Source organism: Desulfofundulus australicus DSM 11792 (genome assembly GCF_900129285.1).
In the GTDB taxonomy this organism is placed as follows: domain Bacteria; phylum Bacillota; class Desulfotomaculia; order Desulfotomaculales; family Desulfovirgulaceae; genus Desulfofundulus; species Desulfofundulus australicus.
On sequence record NZ_FQUW01000012.1, the window covers coordinates 48610 to 66264 of the forward strand.

General features: G+C 60.3%; 22 protein-coding genes. All 22 read right to left on the minus strand.

What is annotated here, in order from left to right:
* Nucleotides 1–32: 32 nt before the first annotated feature.
* Complete coding sequence (locus tag BUB44_RS05790) at nt 33–1388, minus strand: hypothetical protein (protein WP_073164056.1); 1356 nt, start codon at nt 1386–1388, stop codon at nt 33–35.
* Nucleotides 1378–2031, minus strand: coding sequence for a hypothetical protein (locus BUB44_RS05795; protein WP_073164059.1), 654 nt, complete (start codon nt 2029–2031; stop codon nt 1378–1380). The genes BUB44_RS05790 and BUB44_RS05795 overlap by 11 nt, the downstream gene beginning before the upstream one ends.
* Entirely contained in the window at nt 2012–2425 is a 414-nt protein-coding gene (locus BUB44_RS05800; RefSeq protein ID WP_073164062.1) for a hypothetical protein, read from the minus strand. Before BUB44_RS05800 ends, BUB44_RS05795 begins: the two co-directional genes overlap by 20 nt.
* Before the next feature lie 26 nt (nt 2426–2451).
* Nucleotides 2452–2634, minus strand: a complete 183-nt coding sequence (locus BUB44_RS05805; RefSeq protein ID WP_073164065.1) for a hypothetical protein — start codon at nt 2632–2634, stop codon at nt 2452–2454.
* Nucleotides 2635–2694: 60 nt separating this feature from the next.
* A complete protein-coding gene (locus BUB44_RS05810; RefSeq protein WP_073164068.1) occupies nt 2695–2889 on the minus strand; it encodes a hypothetical protein in 195 nt (64 codons plus the stop codon).
* Between the two features lie 27 nt (nt 2890–2916).
* Nucleotides 2917–3699, minus strand: coding sequence for a type II secretion system F family protein (locus BUB44_RS05815; RefSeq protein ID WP_073164071.1), 783 nt, complete (start codon nt 3697–3699; stop codon nt 2917–2919).
* Nucleotides 3692–4603, minus strand: a complete 912-nt coding sequence (locus tag BUB44_RS05820) for a type II secretion system F family protein (protein ID WP_073164073.1) — start codon at nt 4601–4603, stop codon at nt 3692–3694. The genes BUB44_RS05815 and BUB44_RS05820 overlap by 8 nt, the downstream gene beginning before the upstream one ends.
* On the minus strand, nt 4594–5937 hold the full coding sequence (locus BUB44_RS05825) for an ATPase, T2SS/T4P/T4SS family (RefSeq protein ID WP_073164076.1): 1344 nt from the start codon (nt 5935–5937) through the stop codon (nt 4594–4596). The genes BUB44_RS05820 and BUB44_RS05825 overlap by 10 nt, the downstream gene beginning before the upstream one ends.
* The gene (cpaB, locus tag BUB44_RS05830; RefSeq protein ID WP_165611018.1) at nt 5843–6670 is read right to left on the minus strand and encodes a Flp pilus assembly protein CpaB; all 828 of its coding nucleotides are present in this window, start codon (nt 6668–6670) and stop codon (nt 5843–5845) included. Before cpaB (BUB44_RS05830) ends, BUB44_RS05825 begins: the two co-directional genes overlap by 95 nt.
* Complete coding sequence (locus tag BUB44_RS15355; protein ID WP_073164081.1) at nt 6660–7208, minus strand: prepilin peptidase; 549 nt, start codon at nt 7206–7208, stop codon at nt 6660–6662. The genes cpaB (BUB44_RS05830) and BUB44_RS15355 overlap by 11 nt, the downstream gene beginning before the upstream one ends.
* 14 nt (nt 7209–7222) lie before the next feature.
* Nucleotides 7223–7516 (minus strand): prepilin peptidase, encoded by a 294-nt coding sequence (locus tag BUB44_RS15360; RefSeq protein ID WP_073164084.1) that lies wholly within the window; start codon nt 7514–7516, stop codon nt 7223–7225.
* Nucleotides 7516–8397, minus strand: a complete 882-nt coding sequence (locus BUB44_RS05845; RefSeq protein ID WP_073164087.1) for a CpaE/TadZ family protein — start codon at nt 8395–8397, stop codon at nt 7516–7518. Before BUB44_RS05845 ends, BUB44_RS15360 begins: the two co-directional genes overlap by 1 nt.
* Nucleotides 8387–9826, minus strand: coding sequence for a CpaE/TadZ family protein (locus tag BUB44_RS05850; RefSeq protein ID WP_073164090.1), 1440 nt, complete (start codon nt 9824–9826; stop codon nt 8387–8389). The genes BUB44_RS05845 and BUB44_RS05850 overlap by 11 nt, the downstream gene beginning before the upstream one ends.
* 31 nt (nt 9827–9857) lie before the next feature.
* Nucleotides 9858–10496, minus strand: coding sequence for a Flp pilus assembly protein CpaB (cpaB, locus tag BUB44_RS05855; protein ID WP_073164092.1), 639 nt, complete (start codon nt 10494–10496; stop codon nt 9858–9860).
* Between the two features lie 28 nt (nt 10497–10524).
* Nucleotides 10525–11058, minus strand: coding sequence for a hypothetical protein (locus BUB44_RS05860; protein WP_073164095.1), 534 nt, complete (start codon nt 11056–11058; stop codon nt 10525–10527).
* Nucleotides 11059–11072: 14 nt separating this feature from the next.
* Nucleotides 11073–11486 carry a hypothetical protein gene (locus tag BUB44_RS05865; RefSeq protein WP_073164097.1) on the minus strand — a complete coding sequence of 138 codons (414 nt, stop codon included), beginning with the start codon at nt 11484–11486 and terminating at the stop codon, nt 11073–11075.
* A gap of 366 nt (nt 11487–11852) precedes the next feature.
* Entirely contained in the window at nt 11853–12584 is a 732-nt protein-coding gene (locus tag BUB44_RS05875; RefSeq protein WP_131821592.1) for a hypothetical protein, read from the minus strand.
* Nucleotides 12585–12660: 76 nt separating this feature from the next.
* Nucleotides 12661–13452, minus strand: a complete 792-nt coding sequence (locus BUB44_RS05880; protein WP_242655874.1) for a type II secretion system F family protein — start codon at nt 13450–13452, stop codon at nt 12661–12663.
* A gap of 39 nt (nt 13453–13491) precedes the next feature.
* The gene (locus BUB44_RS05885) at nt 13492–14820 is read right to left on the minus strand and encodes an ATPase, T2SS/T4P/T4SS family (RefSeq protein WP_073164106.1); all 1329 of its coding nucleotides are present in this window, start codon (nt 14818–14820) and stop codon (nt 13492–13494) included.
* A gap of 128 nt (nt 14821–14948) precedes the next feature.
* Nucleotides 14949–15326 carry a hypothetical protein gene (locus tag BUB44_RS05890; protein ID WP_073164109.1) on the minus strand — a complete coding sequence of 126 codons (378 nt, stop codon included), beginning with the start codon at nt 15324–15326 and terminating at the stop codon, nt 14949–14951.
* A gap of 87 nt (nt 15327–15413) precedes the next feature.
* The gene (locus BUB44_RS05895) at nt 15414–15935 is read right to left on the minus strand and encodes a hypothetical protein (RefSeq protein ID WP_131821593.1); all 522 of its coding nucleotides are present in this window, start codon (nt 15933–15935) and stop codon (nt 15414–15416) included.
* Between the two features lie 51 nt (nt 15936–15986).
* Nucleotides 15987–17606: a hypothetical protein gene (locus tag BUB44_RS05900; protein ID WP_131821594.1), complete on the minus strand. Its 1620-nt coding sequence runs from the start codon at nt 17604–17606 to the stop codon at nt 15987–15989.
* Nucleotides 17607–17655 lie beyond the last annotated feature (49 nt).

The following is a 17655-nucleotide window of genomic DNA, read 5'->3' on the forward strand; positions in this document are numbered from 1 at the left end:
CACCTCCCCGAAAAAGAAGAAAGCCCGCACCGTCAGGGTACGGGCTCGTATATAACCCCCACTTCGTCCCGGTAGGCACATCTCCAGCGGGTTGATTCCCCAAGGGCGTGATCCAGCAGGGAATTTTTGATCACCAGCGCCGCGTCCGCCCCGGTACCCGCGACGTAACGGCTTATTCCCCCGGTTTTGGAAAGCTCCAGGTAATCCTTTAAAATGTTCTCGAACCTGTACAGGTCGGCCCTGCCGTCTATATAGACGGGTACCCCTTTGAAGATGAGATATCCTCCCCAGCCGTAATCGTTGAAAACTTTACCGTAACCTTTTTCTTTTACAAACTCCACCGCCTGCACCGGGTAAGACTTTCCCGCAACGCGGTCCAGGTCTGCCGGGACGCCTTTCGCGGCGAGGAATACTACCGCCCCGGCCAGGGCGAACGCCGCCAGTACCTCCGGGAAGCGTTCCCTGAAGCGCAATTTTAACGTTCCGAATAAAACTGCCGTACTCAAAACGGCGTAAGGCATGTATATCCTGGAGAGCAACGCCAGCGCCCAGAAGCCAGCCGCCCGGGCAAACTCCAGGGTCTTCATCCTGCCCTGAGATGCAGCGCAGAGCATAATCGCGGTGCATGCGAAGAAGGAGATCACCAGGTCCGGCGAGCCGAAGTAAAAGGGCATCCACTCAGCTATGTATTCCCTGTAGTGGTGCGACAACAACCCCTCCCTCACCACATAGACCCACAGCCCGGGTCCGTGCGGGTTCACCAGCGTTCCCAGGAAGGACGTAGCAAAAGCAAGGAACAAACCCCTTTCTGCTCTCCTCTCCAGCAGCTTCAGCCCTGCAAATTCGGCTAACAGGAGCAAAGGGAGCATGCACGCGGTAGCGTGGATGTTCGACCACAGGGCGGCCAGGAAGAAGACCCCAAGTGTTTCCCTTTTCCCCCACCTCCCGTGCAGGGACAGGTAAAGGTAAACAGAGAACAACGCGTAAACTCCCGCCTGGGGCCAGGGCTTTAGCCAGGAGACCAGCAGGAAGGGAGATGCCGCTCCACCCACGGAGGCTACTACACGGTCCGCCCCACGGGCCAGCAGGCCCGCCCGGATGAACAACCCGCACGCCGCTGCGGAGACGAACACCAGGAGCCACAGGCTTGGAAGGCCGAGGACACTGTAGAGAATATACATAAGAGCCTCCCACAGCCACTCGTGGGCCGTCCAGGGCTGGCCGTAAGCCGACCAGGAGTAAACGTCCACCCGCGGCACGGCGTGGTTCTGAACTATCCATTCCCCCACCTTCAGGTGCCAGAACACGTCCGGGTCGGCGGTCCACACCTGGAAAACGGTTGCGGCAAGCGCGCAGGCAAGTACGGCAATTACTCCTCTACTGGACACTGCAGGTCCCCTCCTTGCAAACTATTCTCGCTGCCGCCCAGCGCTGAGATCTTACGGTACCCTGGCCGAAGACCCTCTTCGCCGTCGCGTCCACCAGCACCACGACCCCGGGACTCTCCAGGGTAACCGTCCGCACCCCTCCCGCCCCCCAGAGGATACCCGAGGTCGTAACCGCAAACTTAGCCGGAAAGCCGGAGTAAGGGAAGCTGGATTCGGTCGCCGCGGTTCCGTTGAATTGGAAATATCTCGCCCCGTAAGCCCCTTCGGAGGCGTAGTCGTCGTAGCCGTTGTAAGTCACCAGCCAGTATTTCACGGAGGAGTACGCGGAGCTGGACAAAGGCGCCAGCGTAGCCGGATCCAGGCCCATGTTACGGGCAAGGGCGTCCCGGAAGGCGGCGTGCGCCCGCGACGTATCTATGCGCGGCTTCCCGTCGGCCTGGGATTTGGAAGTCACCTGCATGGCCGCCGCTTTCGCCGCGAACGCTGCCGCTTCCTGAACGTCCACATCCGCAGAAAACACCGCCGTGCCCATCCCCGATAGGCCCTCCATGGCCAGCAAAAGGAGAGGAGCGATAATGAGGAAGGCCGCCAGGACCGCGAAGCCCCGTTCCTCCCTTAAGAAGCTAAGGTTCCACCCTTTCACTGAGCACGCTCCCCCCCACCTTTATCCTGAAGGTATTCGGGGCTGCAGGCGCCCCTATCAGCAGCCCCGTCGTCAGCGGCCTCCATGGCGGCTTCAGCGTGACCGTGAAGTTTATCCTGCTGGCGTTCAAATCCTGGGGGTTCCTCAAAACCCGGGCATCTCCCCGCGACTGCCGGGGACAGGATATGCTCTCCACGGCCATGCCCACGGATCTGTACCTGGAGATCATCTCCGCCTCGTCCGCCGACGTGAGGAACCCCTCAACCCTGACCCTTTCCAGGTAGTAGTGCATGATGTGCTCCGCCACCTTGTGCTGGGTCAAAATAGTGTAGTAGTCCACCCCTGCGAAGATCATGAAGAAAACGATGGAAGACACGATCAGGAAGTCTACCACGCTGCCCCGCCGGTCTTCCAGGATTCTCAGAATCCTGAACCGGTGAGGTTCGTGACCCTGTTGAGCACCGTTGTGTGTGCTCCCGTAAGGGCGGGCAGGAGCGTTTGCACTACCAGTACGCTCAAGAGAGCTATCCCCGCCGTGAGAACCAGGACTTCCGGCGTGGTTATGCCCTTCTCTCCCCGCAATAATTTCAAAAAAGCACTCAAAAACCCGTCATCGAAACCACCCCCTCAGACAAAAAAGAGAGGACAGGGGGGTTCCCTGTCCTACCAGGTTGGGTTGTTACTGCTCACTGCGTTCTGGACTTTGCCGCCCAGGGTGTTGGCCGAGTTGGTAGTAAACGGTCTCATGGTAGCCCACACAAAGAACCCCATCAGGGCGGCGAGGCCCGCGATGGTTATCGCCTCGGGGGTGGAGATCCCCCTTTCGTCGGTCAGAATCCTGCGGAGCTTACTGAGCAACTTCAAATCCCTCCTTACCTTGAATCATCAGCTCAAGTTGGATACGGTTTGCAGAAGCTTTATTAACTTGTACGCGAGCGGTCCCACCATCACCCCCCCGACGGCAATTAAAGGCAATCCCCTGTAGACGGCGAAGTACAGGGGTTTGCTGACCACCTTCAGCTCGGCCAGGTTCCGCCTCAGCTCTTCCAGGCTCCGGCTCTCCTCCTGCAGGGCGCTCCTGCCAAGGGCCATTCCGGACTCTTCGGCATGCGCCAGTATTGAGGATAACAAAGCAGCTTCCGAAAGGCCGACTTCCCGGGCGAATTCTTCCAGGGCGCGTGCCCTGTCGGACGGGTAGCGTGCCAGGCACCGCTCCACGCACGGTCTCAAGGAAGGAGCGGCCACGGACCCTAAACGCAGCGCCTGGGGTATGGTGTACCCCGCCTGGGTAAAAAAGTCCACCGCCTCGTAGAGCACGGCTATTTCTCTCAGCAGCCGCAGGCGCCTGGTTTCCTGGATGTTCCTGTACACGAACCAGCCGAGCAGGGCGCCGCCGGACGACCCGATGCCGACCGCGTTGAAGAAAAGAGGCGTCCCGAAACCAAAAACAGCGCCGAGGAACCCTCCCACGGCGCTCCCGGCAATGAAAGCCCTGTTCGACCCGCCGGACGACGGAAGTTCCCGTTTTTCCCGTACCTGCAAAAACTTCCGGGAGGGAAATGCCGGGAATCGCAGGCCCCGCAAAACTCCCAGGATAAATGCGGCCGATGCACCGCCGGCCAACCCCGCTCCGGCACAAAATCCCAGGAGAAGCAAATATTCAGTCATTACCCGCACCTCCCATCAGCACGTCCAGGACGCCCCCGGTCACGGCGGACAGTAAACACAGCACCACCACACCTTTACCGGCAGCGGTGGTCAGGAAAAATTCCTTCGCTTCCGGCACGACATGAGAAGCAAAAAAATAGGCCGGGACAACGGCAAGGTTAAGGGCAACCGCCAGCACCCTGTCCATGGATATTTCCAGCCTGTTTTTCCGTATCAGGTCCTGCTGGGCGGTCACCCGCGCGGCCAGTTTCGTAAAGAGCGGCTTAACGGCCTCGTCCTCGAAAGACAGCCGCAGGAGCTGGACGAACATCCTGCCGTACTCCCCGTGCAGTTCCCTGCCCAGCTTGACGAGCGCCCCGTCCACATCGTCGGGGTCCCTGGCCGTCACCAGGTCGGAGGCCGCCCGGCGCAGGATGCCCCCGATGGGGTCGGGCAGTTTCCGCGCGGCGGCGGACAGTGCCTTCATCGGGTGCGGGGTGTCGGAGTATTCCGCCGCGAAGACCCGTACCGCCGCCCCCAGTTGCTCGATTATCTTTTCGCGGTGTATCCTCTCCCGGTGCCGGCGCACCTGTTCGGAGAAGACCACGCCGGCCAGGGACAGAAGGAGCGCCGCCGGGAAGTTTCGCAGGTAGACAACCCCCGCGTAAAACCCCGCCAGGGCAAGGAAGAAAACGAAGGCAAGGTAGGGTGCGCTCGATACGGAGAATACCTTCCTGCGCATCCCTTTCTCAGCCCGGACCGCCCATTTTTCCAGGGACCCGGACAGCACACGGGACGAAGCCAGCCGCGCAAGGCGTGCCCGGAAACCCTTCCCTGAGAAGGACCGGCAGAGCAGCAGGACCAGGGAGGACGCAGAAACCGCCGCCCCCAGGCAGAAGAGGGCCGTCAACCCCGTCAGGACCACTTTTCGTACACCTCTTCCACCATCCGCCCGGTCACGCCGTACCTGAAGAGCCGGGACAGGAGCCGTTTGCCGGGCCTCTCAACCAGCTTCCAATCTCCTTTGAGGTAGTCGTCACCGGAAGGGACCCAGCGCAGAAGGTCGCGGTACTGCACCGGGTTCCCGGGCACCAGTTCCGTGACGGACTCCAGCTTGATGACACCCCGCGTGGAGTCGCCGAACATCTTCACCACTACGTTGAAAGCCGCAGCCACCAGCTCCTCGGCCGCCTCCCTCGGTAAATTGAGACCCTCTTTGACCAGCAACCTCGCCGTGCCGGAGACGAATTCCGGAGCGGATCCGAAGTGGGCAGTAGTTATGGAACCGTCGTGGCCGCGCTCGCACGCGCGTACGGCCTCCGTAGCCTCACCTTCACCGCGGAACTCGCCCACGATGATCATGGTCGGGGTGAACCGCAGGACGACCCGGAAAAGGCCCTTCAAGGTGCGTCCCACCTCGGGGTGTTCCTCCAGCTCCACTATGTTGTGGCCAGGGTAGTTCTTTGAGAGGAATAATTCCCTGTCCGTTTCCAGCACCACGGTCCTTGCCCGGGGGTCGGTTTCGCTGAAAAGGGTGCGTACCATGGTGGTCTTGCCGCTACCCACGCCTCCCACTACGGCAATGTTGGCCCGCCCGCGCACCAGGAGCTTCAAAAGGTCGCGGCCTTTTTCGTCCATCGTCCCCCTCTCCACCATCTCGTCGAAAGTAATCGCCCGCGGGATGTGCTTGCGCAGCGTCAGGGTCACGTATTCCGACACCGGCGGGCAGGTGGCGGTTATCCTGGTGCCATCCTTTCTCATTGATTCTATAGTCGGGCTGGACCTGTTCAGGGACACCCCGCGGTCATGCATGACCATTCTGGTCACCAAGCTCATTACGTGGTCGTCGTCCCGGAAGCGCACGTCTTCCACCGGCTCCAACCGGAGGTTCCTCAACACAAAAATCTTGTCCAGCGCGTTAACCTGGATTTCGTTCACCGCCGGGTCGCGGTATACTTCTTCCAGCGGTCCCAGTCCCCACAGTTCCCGGTAAATTTCGTAGGCCGCCCGGGAGAGGTCCATCCCTTCGACTTCAACCCCCCGTTCGGACAGGAATTCCTCCACCATCTTTACGGACTCCGACCTGGCCCCGGGAACGCCCGCCATGGCATCCTCCGCCGTCCGCCTGTTACGGGCCGCCCGTTCCTCGCCCATGGCCTCCGGATCAAGGATTGTGTCCTGAACCAGGCGCAGGGTTGCCTCGAAACTCAGCCTGCCGATTTTCTCCTGATGCGGTTGCCTGTCCTTCAGAAACCGCACTGCCAGCACCTCCAATGGAAAACTTTTTAGTCAGTACCACGTTTTGGGATTTCGGGGACGCCCCGCCCACCACTTTGGGTACGTCACCGGTTTTAACCGCCAGGACAACCACCGCCGGCGGGTTGGATGACGAGGGGGCCGCCCCGCCCAGGGCCTGCTGGACGATATTGTTCGACGCCAGTACAGATTTCCCGGCACTGTCCCGTATATCCAGCACCACGGCGTCGGACGCCGCCAGGGTCCATCCAGTGGCGGGGTTGGGGTCGTTCACCCACCACACGTCCACCAGGTCGCCCGCCCGGAGAGAACCACCTACACAGCGGGCAACGTCCACATTCAGGGAGACCACCTGCCGCCCGGCCACCAGACCCGGGTCGGCCAGCCGCTCTTTCCTGATCTGCTCCCCGCGGTAGAGCGTGGTCAGAGACAGTTTCCCGACCGCCTCCGCCGGGTCGCGCACGGCACCGGGCTCCTCTCCACCCGCTACGATGTCCCGCCAGGTCACGTCCTGGGAGGAAATGACCGTATACGGGGGAATGTCCCGTGCAGGCACCGGCACCCGCACCGTCTCCCGGTGGGTATTAACGTAGAGAAGCAAGTACCGCGCACTGAACAGCGCCACGGCCAGACCAATAGCTACGGCCGCCAGCAACGGCAAATGACGCCGGATGGACGTAAGAGGAGGGTTTCTAAAACGAAAGCGCAACTTCGTCACCGTCCTTTCAAAAAACAAAAAACAGATTCAGCCCCCACAGCACCCACACCGCCACCACCATGCACGCACCGAAAGGCACCGTATCAGGCGGGGTGGGCGCATCCGGGTGCTCCGGGAGTTTTGGAACCGGCACCGCACCTTTTACGCCGCAGATAACGCGCAGGTACAGCCCGATAAGGAGCGTTTTGGCCCAGGCGGCCAGTACCCCGCGCCGGAGTTTCAGAATTACCCCCCACGCGGCGCCGAGAAGCACCGCTGCAAAAAGCGAGCGGGCTAAACCATAGGGGCCGAGCCAGGCCCCCAGGGCCGCCGCGCACTTGAGGTCGCCGCCGCCGGCCAGGTTGAAAAGGCAGGGTAGAATAAATATGCCGAAACCCAGGGCCGTTCCCAGGAGAGCATCTGACAGTCTATCCGTATAGACCGATCCCACCAGCCCCGCCAGGAGAATAGACAGGATGAGTTTGTCTGGCACCAGGCGGTACCTCACATCGGCGTAAAAAATGCCCAGCGAAGGGAAAAGGCAGCCCAGCAAAAAGGCGAGCTGTTCAGCTCCCACTGTACGCACCCCCCTCAGCGCAAGACGAAGCCTGCCACCCCTGCGAAGACCAACCCGGTACCCAGTTCCACCAGCGGGTAGACCGGGCTTATCCTCTCCCCGCAGCACCGCGACCGGCCCCGAAAGGCGAGCCAGCCCAATACCGGCACCAGTTCCAAAAAACCCAGCGTCTTCCCGCAGGAGTCGCAGAAGGAGCGGGCAGGAATCCAGGTAGACATGCCCCTTCTTCTTCTGTAGACCAGCATGTTCAGGTAGCTCCCGGTCAGCGTTCCATAGACGAAAGCTAAAAAAAGCCAGAAAGCCCGCATCAGAAAAACCTTCCTTTCGCAAAGAACTCCGTCACCCGGCGGAAAAGACCTCCGTCACGGGGACGAAACAGGACGTCCCTGACCCGCCCTATACCATCGTAAAAAGCCCCCCTGCCGGTAAAAACACCGCTGTACATCCTTTCTTCCAGACCGCGCTCCTCCGGAAGCTCTACAACCCCGGCCAGGTCTTTAAACCTTTCCAGGGCCTCCGGACCGCACTTATAACCGTTCGCCACCAGCAGTACGTCTTTTTTGAGATTGCCGCACCTGGCGGCGGCACGCACCAGTTCACCCGGGAACCCCAGCGTGACCATGACTACCGCGTTGGAACAGTTCACCGCCTCGGCCACGTACCCGTCGTCCCGGTTCGGAAGGTCGAACACCACGGCGTCAAACGATTTGCGCGCTTCGACGACCAGCCGCGTCACATCTTCGGAACCGAATTGAAAACTTCCCGGAAACGCTGGCGGCCTGAGTGCCCAGAGGCCGGGCTCAACCTGCACCACCGCCGATTCCAGCCCCTTCCGGGTAAACGTCTCCATATCCGGTGAATCGGGTAAACCCAGGTAGAGCGTCGCGTCGCTCCCGCCGACGGAAAAATCCATGTCCACGAACAGTACCGTCATCACTTCCGCCACGACGTGCGCCAGGTGGATAGCCACGGCGGTACATCCCGCCCCGCCCTTCGCACGCCAGACGGAAACCACCCGCTGGCGGTACGACGAAGAGGCTACCTGCACCAGGGTGCCTTTGACATCCTCCTTCACTTCCACCCGGCCGGCGAGGATTTCCCTGACCGCCCCGACGGGTACACCCAGGGCGGCGGCAACGGCTTCTTCGTCCAGGTACTCCGCCATGCGCCTGACCTTTTCAATGTCCAATTTTCAGTGCCCCCTTCCTGAACAGGCCAAACAGGCTCCTGTCATTTTTCTTTTCTTTCCCCGGACTCACAAACGGCAGCCCAAGGTCTTTCGCGACCACTTCCGCCAGCTTCACCCAGGGAGAGTGGGGGTCTTCCAGCCCGGGGACCGCGCCCCGGTAACCTTCTTTCACAAAGTCCTCCCAGTTCTCCGGTATGACGGAAACTACCCGGGGAAGAGCCTTTTTCACCTTAAATCCTGCGTTAAAAGCCGCTTCCACCTTCTTTATGCTGTGGAGTTTTGCACTGAACTTGTTGCATACTATCCTGATACGGGAGGGTTCCACGCCCATCATGATCAGCTTCGGCGCGTAGTCCCTCGTCTCGGATTCGGAAAACTTTGACTGGTCCATCACCGCCAGCACCAGGTTCGCCCGCTGGAAAAGCCCCTCCAGCCACGGCTTGTTAGCCCAGAATTCCGGCGGAGTGTCGCCTACAACAAGGTAGTCCCGTGAAAGAAAATCCACGACCTCCGCCAACTGGCCCGGCTCGAAATAGGGCAGTGTTTTATCCATCGGGCCGGGCAGAACCACCAGATTGTTCTCCACCCTGACCAGCAGTTCTTTCGCGAGGTGTTCCACGTACTTTCTGCCGGACAGCTTTTCAATTCCGGGCCTGTTCTTTATGTCGAAAAACACAGCCACGTTGGGGCCGCCGAAATCGAAATCGCAGAGGCAGGTGGGTACCCCGGCGCGGGCCATGACCAGGGAAAGAGAGATGGCCACCGTAGTCTTGCCCGCCCCGCCCTTGTTGGCGGCCACCAGCACAAACCTGCCGCCCGGCCCGTGGGTATGAACACCAGCGCCGTAATATTTTTTGATCATAGCGCCTTCCAGGGAACGCCGGGTGTAGCAGCCGGTGAGCGCGTCCCGGTGGCCTTCGCCTGCCGGGTTTAACTGTACCTCCCGGTGAACTTCCCGGGTGGCCTGGGCGGAGCAGGCCACCGCAATTGATTCCTGATCGCCGCAACCAGCCTCCGGAGCTTCCTCTTCCCATTCCAGGCCCTCTTGGATTTCCAGCAGGTCCTGTCTGGCCCGGGTGAGGGCCGCAAATATCGTGTACGGCCTATCCCCGGGCAGTTTCCCTGTAACCACGTTGGTCAACCCGTATTTAGCGGCCTGACGCACGTAGGCTTTCGCCTGCTCGTTCAACACCCCCACCAGCAGGACGATGTGGCTGGCCGGGAACTCCACGGGAAGCCTGCGGAGGACTTCAACGGGGTCGCCGGGGAGGAACCGGGATACCACCACCACGTCCGGCCTGGTTCCGGCCAGGGCGAACAGTTCCCCGGGCGACGCCGCGGTTTCGAACCGCCAGTCCGGGAACTTCTTTTGCAGATTTGTCGCGATTACTTCAAGGGCTCCTGGTTCCGCCGCCACTACGCAGTACATAATTCAACACCTCTCAAAAAAAGCGCCCCGCTCAATCAGCGGGGCCGCTCTTGACAAGGTATATCCTCTTCTGGCTGGCCGCCTGGACCACTGCCGGGACAACATCTCCCGGCACTTCCAGACCTATGCTGGCCGGCGCTTTGGAGCCCGGCGGCGCGACTGCCTGCGCCGGACCCTTCTTCTCCAGGGAGGAAACCTCGGAACCAGTCTGGTCGTAGGCGTGCAACACCCGCGCGCCTTTGCAGATGAGCGAGGCCCCGCCGGAATTATCCCTGGAGAAGGCGTAAACGTCCACAACGTCGCCAGCCACGGCGAAGGCCGAGCCGGAGAGGTCCACCGGCACGTGGACTTCCACCGTACCCGGTTTCCTCGCTATCGGTTCAAGGGTGCCCGGGAAGATGTACTGCCCTTCCACCAAAGATACCTTCGGGACCTTCCCGATGACATCTTTCGGGTCGCGTATCAGGTTTTTCCCGACGATTTCAGGTACCCTGACCGTGGTCACCTGACCGGGTTTTATCTCGCTCCCGGCAGGGATGAAGCCGGTGGTCCTGACCACATCGACCGTCTTTTTCAGCTCAGCGTAACGGGCGTTGACACCCCGCACCAGGAGCAAAGTGAACAGGACGGCCAGCACCAGAGACACGATGATGATAACACGTCTGTTCAAATATTTCCTTACCCCCCTTTTCACCTAATCAATCAAGCACCACTGCCCCATAACGGACATGTTTTCCGTCCACCGGGTCGGGCAGAAGGGGCGTTCCCGGTACGGGAAGCCGCCCCTTCACCCAGAAAGCCTTGTTTCGCTTTTCCTTCTCCCTGACCAGTTTCCTTATCGCCGACGGTACCGGGAAGGATGTCTCCCAGAAAAAGAGCCCTTTCACCGTACCGGCCACATTGAGCAGGTCTTTCTCCAGTACGGGAATAATTTCTTTCCCGGCACCGGACAAATGCACTTCGTAGGCGCGTTCCCAGCCGGCGAGTTTCTTTCCGGCCAGGAGGAGCCTGAGCCGGGCCGCGCAGGACCACAGTGGGACCAGCACAGCTGTTTCAAGGCCCATCTTCCGGCTTTCCCTTACGGCCCGGGGCCTCACTATGACGAAGTGGTAGAAGAACAGAAGGGCAGATATGAGGGCGGCCAGCCACAGGAGCATGCTCCCGAAGACGGCCGCCCCGGAAATAAATACCGCGAACAGCCAGAATGCCAGGTCTCTTTCCTTCGTCCCCATGACGACCACCTTCATCACCAGGAAGGGTAAGTGTAGGTCACGTCGTAGGCTCCCGGCACGTAGGCGCTCACGGCCCTGCCCGCACCCGTCACCGGTACGTCGAAAGAGGCCCATTTTCCGAGCCGGAAGGGGAAATTGTAGGTCACCCTGGCCGTAACGGGCGTCCCCCAGGGTACGGGGGAACCGGGCGCGGAAACCTCCACCGAGAGCCGGGAGCGGTCTATGTGCCGTTCGGAAACGAACCGCTGCAGGTCTACGTTGGCCTCCTGGGTGTATCCCCCGTACTTGGCCTGCGAAGCGGCTAAAAAGGCCGCTTCGTTCTGGAGCACGTACCATTCCCCCGCCAGCCCCACCAGCATCGCACACCCCAGCACGAAGACGACCAGCACGAAAACCGCACCGTAGGTGGCCACGACTTCATTCAGCATGGCAACCAGCTCCTAGAAACCGAACTGGGAGCGTATCCACTGCGTGGCGGCCTGGAAGAAACTCGTGGTGGTGTCGGGCATAATCCGCATCAGCGCCACGACGATTAACACGGTGATCACCGTCGACCCCAAAACCCATGTTAGGGACCGGAGTGAGCCGGTCTGGTCCCTCAGTATAGAAACCAACCTCTGTAAGGTTTTCCTGAGCAATTCTCAACTCCCCTTTCTTCTTTGTTTCGCCGCAAGGCTAGTTCCAGAAAAACCAGCCGCGAACCGCAAGGAACAGCCATCGCGCCCACAGTAGAAGCACCAGCGCGAAAAAGAGCAGCAGAACGAAAACCGGTGCCGCCGCGATTTGCTTCTTCGCTATCTGAACATCCCTCCCATCGTGCCGGTTATATGTTTCCAGGCGGGGTAGCCGAAAACCAGCCCCGCACCCAGAAGCCCGATCACGCTGACCAGCGTCACCAGGGCGGATTTCGCCGCCGTGGCTCTGGCCGCCGCAACTTCCTGCGCGTCGCGTATCTGCTCGTTCAGGTCGGTGAAAACGTCCGGTTTCAGCCCTGTATCCCACCCGGCCTTCAGCCGGAAACATACCGCGTCCACCAGCGGGTGCCGCGCCCGCTCCTTCAGTTCGTCGAAGGCGTCGAGGCAGCCCGAACGGGCTACGGAGCCCACGGCGGAGTCGAGTTCCGACCGCAGCGGTTCCGGCAGGAAGGGCAGCGCCAGCTCCAGCGCCCGGCGCGGTGTGACCACCCCGGTCTCCAGGAAAGCGGGCACGAACGCCGCCAGGACGGGTATGCCGTCCACCAGCTTATCCCGCCAGCGGCGGTATTCGTTGGCCACCGCCGCGTCCAGGGCGAAGAGGATCGCCGCCACCAGGATCAATGCCGCCGCTACGGACAGCACCCCCAGGGACTCCCAGGCCAGCAGGATGACCAGCAACCCGAGGGGGACGCCGAAAAGGAGCCACCGTTTGACCACTTCCTCCGGCGTCCTGCCGGTCAGCCGGTACACCAAGGCCCTATCCTTCCGCAGGAGATATCCGTGGACTTTCTCTTTAATGGTTTCAAACACTACCGCGAAGGGCGACGGCATGTACTCGCCGGGCAGGGCAGCAGCCAGGAAGAATGCCAGAATGCTGGCGAAAAAGCCGATAACAGCTACAGCTATGTCAAATCCCCCCTTCCAAGTCTCTGCTAGACGTAAACGCCCTCATCATGAAGATAACGCCCACGGTGACGGCATTCGCCAGCCCGAGGGCGGCCTTCCCGGCACCTCCGGCATAATATCCCCTGAGCGACGTGGCGTCGAAAAACAACCCCGCGAGAAGTAAAATAACGACGACATACCCCGCCACCTTCGGCTCAGCCAGCTCCTTCACCCGTTCGGCCAGGAGGCGGTCCCTCTGCCGTAGCGCCACGCCCAGCCGTTCGAGGCCGCGCGCCGCCGCCCGGGGGCCACCGGCACGTTCGCTGGCCTCAACTATCTCCGCGAAGGCGGCGAATTCCGGCAGACCGTATTTTTCCGCAAGCCCCCTGAAGGCGTCCGGGAACCGGAAGCCGGATACATACCTACGGTCTGCCAGCATTTGCTGGAACTCCCTGCTGAAAGGGTCCGGCAGTTCCCCGGCCGCCGTCTCCACCACTTCCGGCGTGGTCCTGTTGGCCGCGTACATGCCCGCCGCCGAAACGATGAAGTTGCGGGCCGCCTCGCGCCAGACGGACCTCCTTCTGGCTCCAAGGAACCCCCTTATTCCACCCGGCAGGAACCAGCCCGCGACCCCCCAGGGCAACCCGGCCAGAGGCGTGCCGAACACGAGGGAAGCCAACACGAAAGAGCCGGCAGCGCATCCCACCGGCAGAGCAAAACGATGGAATATGTTACGCGCGGCGGATATCTCCGGTAAGGGTCCGCCGGCCAGGGTGTACAGGAGTAAGAAGAGGGCTGCAAAGAGCAAGAGCACAAGCAATCACACCACCTCCAGAAAAACTTCTCTTCTGCCTCAGCATAGGTACCGCTCCTTCACCTCCTCGTACTCCGGCTTCACCTCCGCCCCACGGAAGGCCAGCATGGAGAGGCGTTCCGGTGTCACCGGGTTCTCGTAAATCCAGCGGCGCACTTTACCCTTCGTGGCGGCGAATTCCCCGGTGTCGAACCGGATGATCGTCCGGTACCCTTCCCCCGGGACCACCTCCACCACTTCCATTAAAGTGCGCCGGGCTTCCGCCGTCAGGGTTTCCTTGTCCAGGAAAATCAGGAAGTGGAACATGGAGGAGAGCTCTTCGTCCAGGTCTTCCCGGGGCAGCTCTATCCCCGCTTCCCGGTACATGCCCTTTAAAGCCGTCCGCAAGGAAGCCACGTTCCCGGCGTGACCGGTTGTCCAGAAACCACCGCTGGTGCTGGCGGCCATCCGCGAGGCGGCCACTATTTCCTTACCGCGCACTTCTCCCACAATGCTCCTGTCCGGGTTGTTCCGGTTCATGGTCCTGACCAGGGAGCCCATGTCCACCACCACCCGGTCGCCCACCACCACCTCCACCAGGTTGATGCAGTTCTGGAGGTTGGGAAGGTACAGCTCAAAGCTGGTCTCTGCGATGAACGTGCGTTCCAGAGGGTCTATGTGCAGCGCCAGCGCCCGCAGGAACGTGGTCTTGCCGGAGTCCGTCCGCCCGAAGACACCGATATTGGCATGGCCTTTGACCAGCAAATCCACCAGCATGCGGGCCGCAAATTCCGGCAGCATGCCGTTCTCCACCAGCTTTTCCATCGGCATGGGCGGCCTCACCAGCGGGCTCTTGCGTATGGTGCCGCCAACTCCCAGGGGGGAAACCTTGAACCCGAACACCGCCAGGCGCGAGCCGTCTTTCAGCCAGGCGTCCACTATGGGCGCGTCCTCCGTAAGAGGCCGCCCGGAGTCCTCGCATATTTTCTGGAAGTACCGCAGGGCCTCTTCGTTATCCTTGAAGTAGTGGTTGCCCGCGTACCAGGGCCTGCCGTGTTTCCCGTAGAAAACCCTGGGCACCCCGTCGGGGGAGGGGTTGACCATGACCTCCGTTATTTCCTCCGCACCGGATCCCAGGAAAAACTCCTGAAGCGCCCCGTAGCCCGTGGCTTGCCCGGCGATGGCCTTCACTATATCGTCCACTTCGTGCGGTGCCACAAGGTCACTTCGCGTAAGTACCGCCCGGCGGACGATTTCTTCGATGAATGCGTGATCCTTCCGGGACGTAAAGAGGTCTTTGGGGAGGCTCCGGGCGATTTCCTCCACAATGCGCTTCTTCTCCTTTTCCTCCAAATCGAGCCAGTCTGTGCTCTCAAATTCCAGCGGCAAAGTAAACCACCTCCTGAAAGAAAAAAGCCGGAGAACAACATCTCCGGCCCGGCAGGAAAGGAAATTTCTCCATAAAGAATTAATTAGCAATTAATTAGCGGCAGCCGTTTTCCACCGGCATCCATACCTCAATCTTCATCCCCCTCATCGTTTTTAACCTCAGCAAAATCAAGATATTTTCCTGCTATTTCCTTGTTTGTTAATCCATATGTTCTTCGAGGTTTAAACAATCTACCTAATCCGTTCTGCAGCAATGCTACAACTTTTGCAACGGCATACCTCACAAACTTCCCCCACCTCCCTAACTCTTCGGGCTCTACAAGTAACAAAAAGCCAGTTGTTCCCACACAAGTAATAATAACTAATGACCATGAGGTAAGCTCAATCAAATTTGATAGGTACCCACCTATCAGAGCAACAGAAGTTATTACAAAAAGACCGCCCACTATAACTCTTAGCTCCCATAGCAACTTTTCCTTGAGAAACTCGAATTCCTTTTCATCCATTTCTAACCACTCCTTCTTGAGCAGTCGCGAAGTATAAAACCAACTACTTCTAAAAGGGAACCCCACCTCTTTAGGGGTGGGAGGATGTCAGGTTTTACCCGCCACCGGCTTAACCACCCCCACTAACCTCATTGGCACCGTCACATACTGCGGCCCGATAAAAGGTAGGCTGGCCTTCAACACCGGGACTTCCAGTTCCGCCTGGTAGCCCGGTCCGGCGGTCGTGGCCTGCCCGCTCGAACCCGGCACCGGCGTGCCCGGAGGAGCGTAGCCGAAACTCACCAGCCTGACGGGACCGGGCGGGAAGGAACCGTGGGGCGTAAAGTTGCTGCCGTCAAAGTCCGCGTCGACCATCCGGGAAAAGGCGTACACGAACCACTGCCGGGCCTCGGGAGTCCTGGATTCGTAATCCTCACCCGACCTGTTATAGGTGATAGCCTGTGCCGTGAAGTCCATAGCCGCATCCAGCCACTGGTAAACCGTAACTGCGTTCTTCTTGGCGGCAAAGGCCGAAACCGCCACCATCGAGAACAGGGAAAGGACCACCACCAGATACATGGGTAGAAGCATCAGGTGGACCGAACCGCGCTGGTCGCGGAGAATGTTCACAAAAACCACCCCCAAAAAAAAGAAAGGGCCGGCTATCTCCCGGCCCAGAGTTTAACTCGCGTAAGGAACCGTCCCCGCGCCTGTGACCTTCAGGTTCTGCGTAGCCGTGCGGGTGTCTTCAGCAGTAACGTAAATGGTATAGCAACTGCCGTCCTCGTCGCAAACAACGTAATGGTACCGGTACCTCACCGTGTAGGTGGCCGTCACGGGGTAGTCCTTGGGTTTCTCCGTGGTCAGCTGCTTGCCGTCGATCATTGAGTAGACCGGGAACCCGTCCATGGCCCAGTCTTCCACGAACTTCGCCGTGGCCTTCAGCTCGTCCGTGTCCGGGTCAGCCCTGCCCGGCACCTTCATGTTTACGGTCACGGTACCCTGCGGCGGCAGCGGCCTCCCGAAACTGAAGCTGGGGTGCTGTTTCGGGTAGGTCAGCTTCGCACTGGATATCTCCCACCAATCCAGAGTACCGCGGGGAGGTCTGGGTTTCTTAACCGTCAGCGTGGCCGTAACGTCGTCGGACCACTTGGCCGTGTTCACCGGCCTGGGTTTCGACGGCTGGTAGTTGCCCCGCAAATCCTTCCCGGGGTAGGAGTAAGCCTGCAGGACCAGCTCGCCCGACCCGGTTGGCGGCTGCTGCTGTATGACCGCGATCAGGGCCTCGTCGCTGTTGTCTGACCAGTCCGCGTCCTCGGATACGTCCACCGGGTTGATCTTGACCATTACTTTGCTGTCCTCATCCTGGGCGGTCACCGACACTTTGTATTTATACTCCTGGCCCGGCTGGAACTCCACCGGGTTCTTCGGGTCGGGAGCGCCGCTTTCCGGCTCAAGAGTCACGGGGTATTCACGTCCATTCACCACGTGATAGGCGGAAAGCCTCGCCCGGGAAGGTTTGGAAAAGCCCTGTTTCAGCCCGAAGGTGGCCGTGAAGGTCAGCTTCTGCCCCGGGTCGGCCTGAACCTGCTTTGGAGTTATCTTGGCGTAAAAGTCGGGTGGTACCTCTTTGGGGATCCCGTACCACTCGATATACACCGGCAGCCACCAGCGCCAGCCCTCCACGGCGTTCGCCAAGTTGGGGTTGGACTCGTCACCGGGGAAGCGGTTCTCCTTGCGGTTGATGGCGTACTTTTTCGGTGCAAGGTTCAACTGCCACTGGGCGACGGCCGTACCTTTCGACAGGTCCTCGTCGGTCTTGCGGACGGAGAAGTTTTCGGGCTTGACATCGTAGTGGCGGTCGCGATACCGTGCCCAGGTATAATATTTTGCAGATTCGTCCATTCCCAGCCTCCACCAGGGGTTGGGGTAGCCGTGGCCCTGGAGGGCAACATAGGCGTCGTACTCTTCCTGCCCGAACTCGCCCCTGACCTCGATCCGGGTGACTTTGTACTTTTCCAGCAGGCTTGAAGGCAGGGTGTACGTCGCCCTCGCTTTCTTGTTTTGCCAGTATGACGGGTCTGATGCGTTCGGATCCCCCTTGGGGCCGTCTTTAACCCCGTCACCGTCGCTGTCCTGCCATTCCCCGCTGGTGTGCTTCCAGACGTCAAAATAGGCCAGCCCCACCTGGCGCCAGATTAGCTGTTCCTGCGGCTGGTCCTGCGCGAAGCCCGCAGCGGGTACCAGGGAAACGAGCAGGGCCAGCACGAGTAAAAGAGCCGTCACCTTGCGCATACGCACCCACTCCTTTTAATTTTTCTCACAAAAAAGAAGGCGCCTCTCGCGGCGC

Bases quoted from the DNA above. Each gene is read 5' to 3' on its own strand.
- BUB44_RS05875 (WP_131821592.1), bottom strand. From the start codon at position 12,584: ATGCCGTCGCCCTTCGCGGTAGTGTTTGAAACCATTAAAGAGAAAGTC.
- BUB44_RS05850 (WP_073164090.1), bottom strand. From the start codon at position 9,826: ATGTACTGCGTAGTGGCGGCGGAACCAGGAGCCCTTGAAGTAATCGCG.
- BUB44_RS05890 (WP_073164109.1), bottom strand. From the start codon at position 15,326: ATGGATGAAAAGGAATTCGAGTTTCTCAAGGAAAAGTTGCTATGGGAG.
- BUB44_RS05815 (WP_073164071.1), bottom strand. From the start codon at position 3,699: ATGACTGAATATTTGCTTCTCCTGGGATTTTGTGCCGGAGCGGGGTTG.
- BUB44_RS15360 (WP_073164084.1), bottom strand. From the start codon at position 7,516: ATGCGGGCTTTCTGGCTTTTTTTAGCTTTCGTCTATGGAACGCTGACC.
- BUB44_RS05865 (WP_073164097.1), bottom strand. From the start codon at position 11,486: ATGCTGAATGAAGTCGTGGCCACCTACGGTGCGGTTTTCGTGCTGGTC.
- BUB44_RS05860 (WP_073164095.1), bottom strand. From the start codon at position 11,058: ATGGGGACGAAGGAAAGAGACCTGGCATTCTGGCTGTTCGCGGTATTT.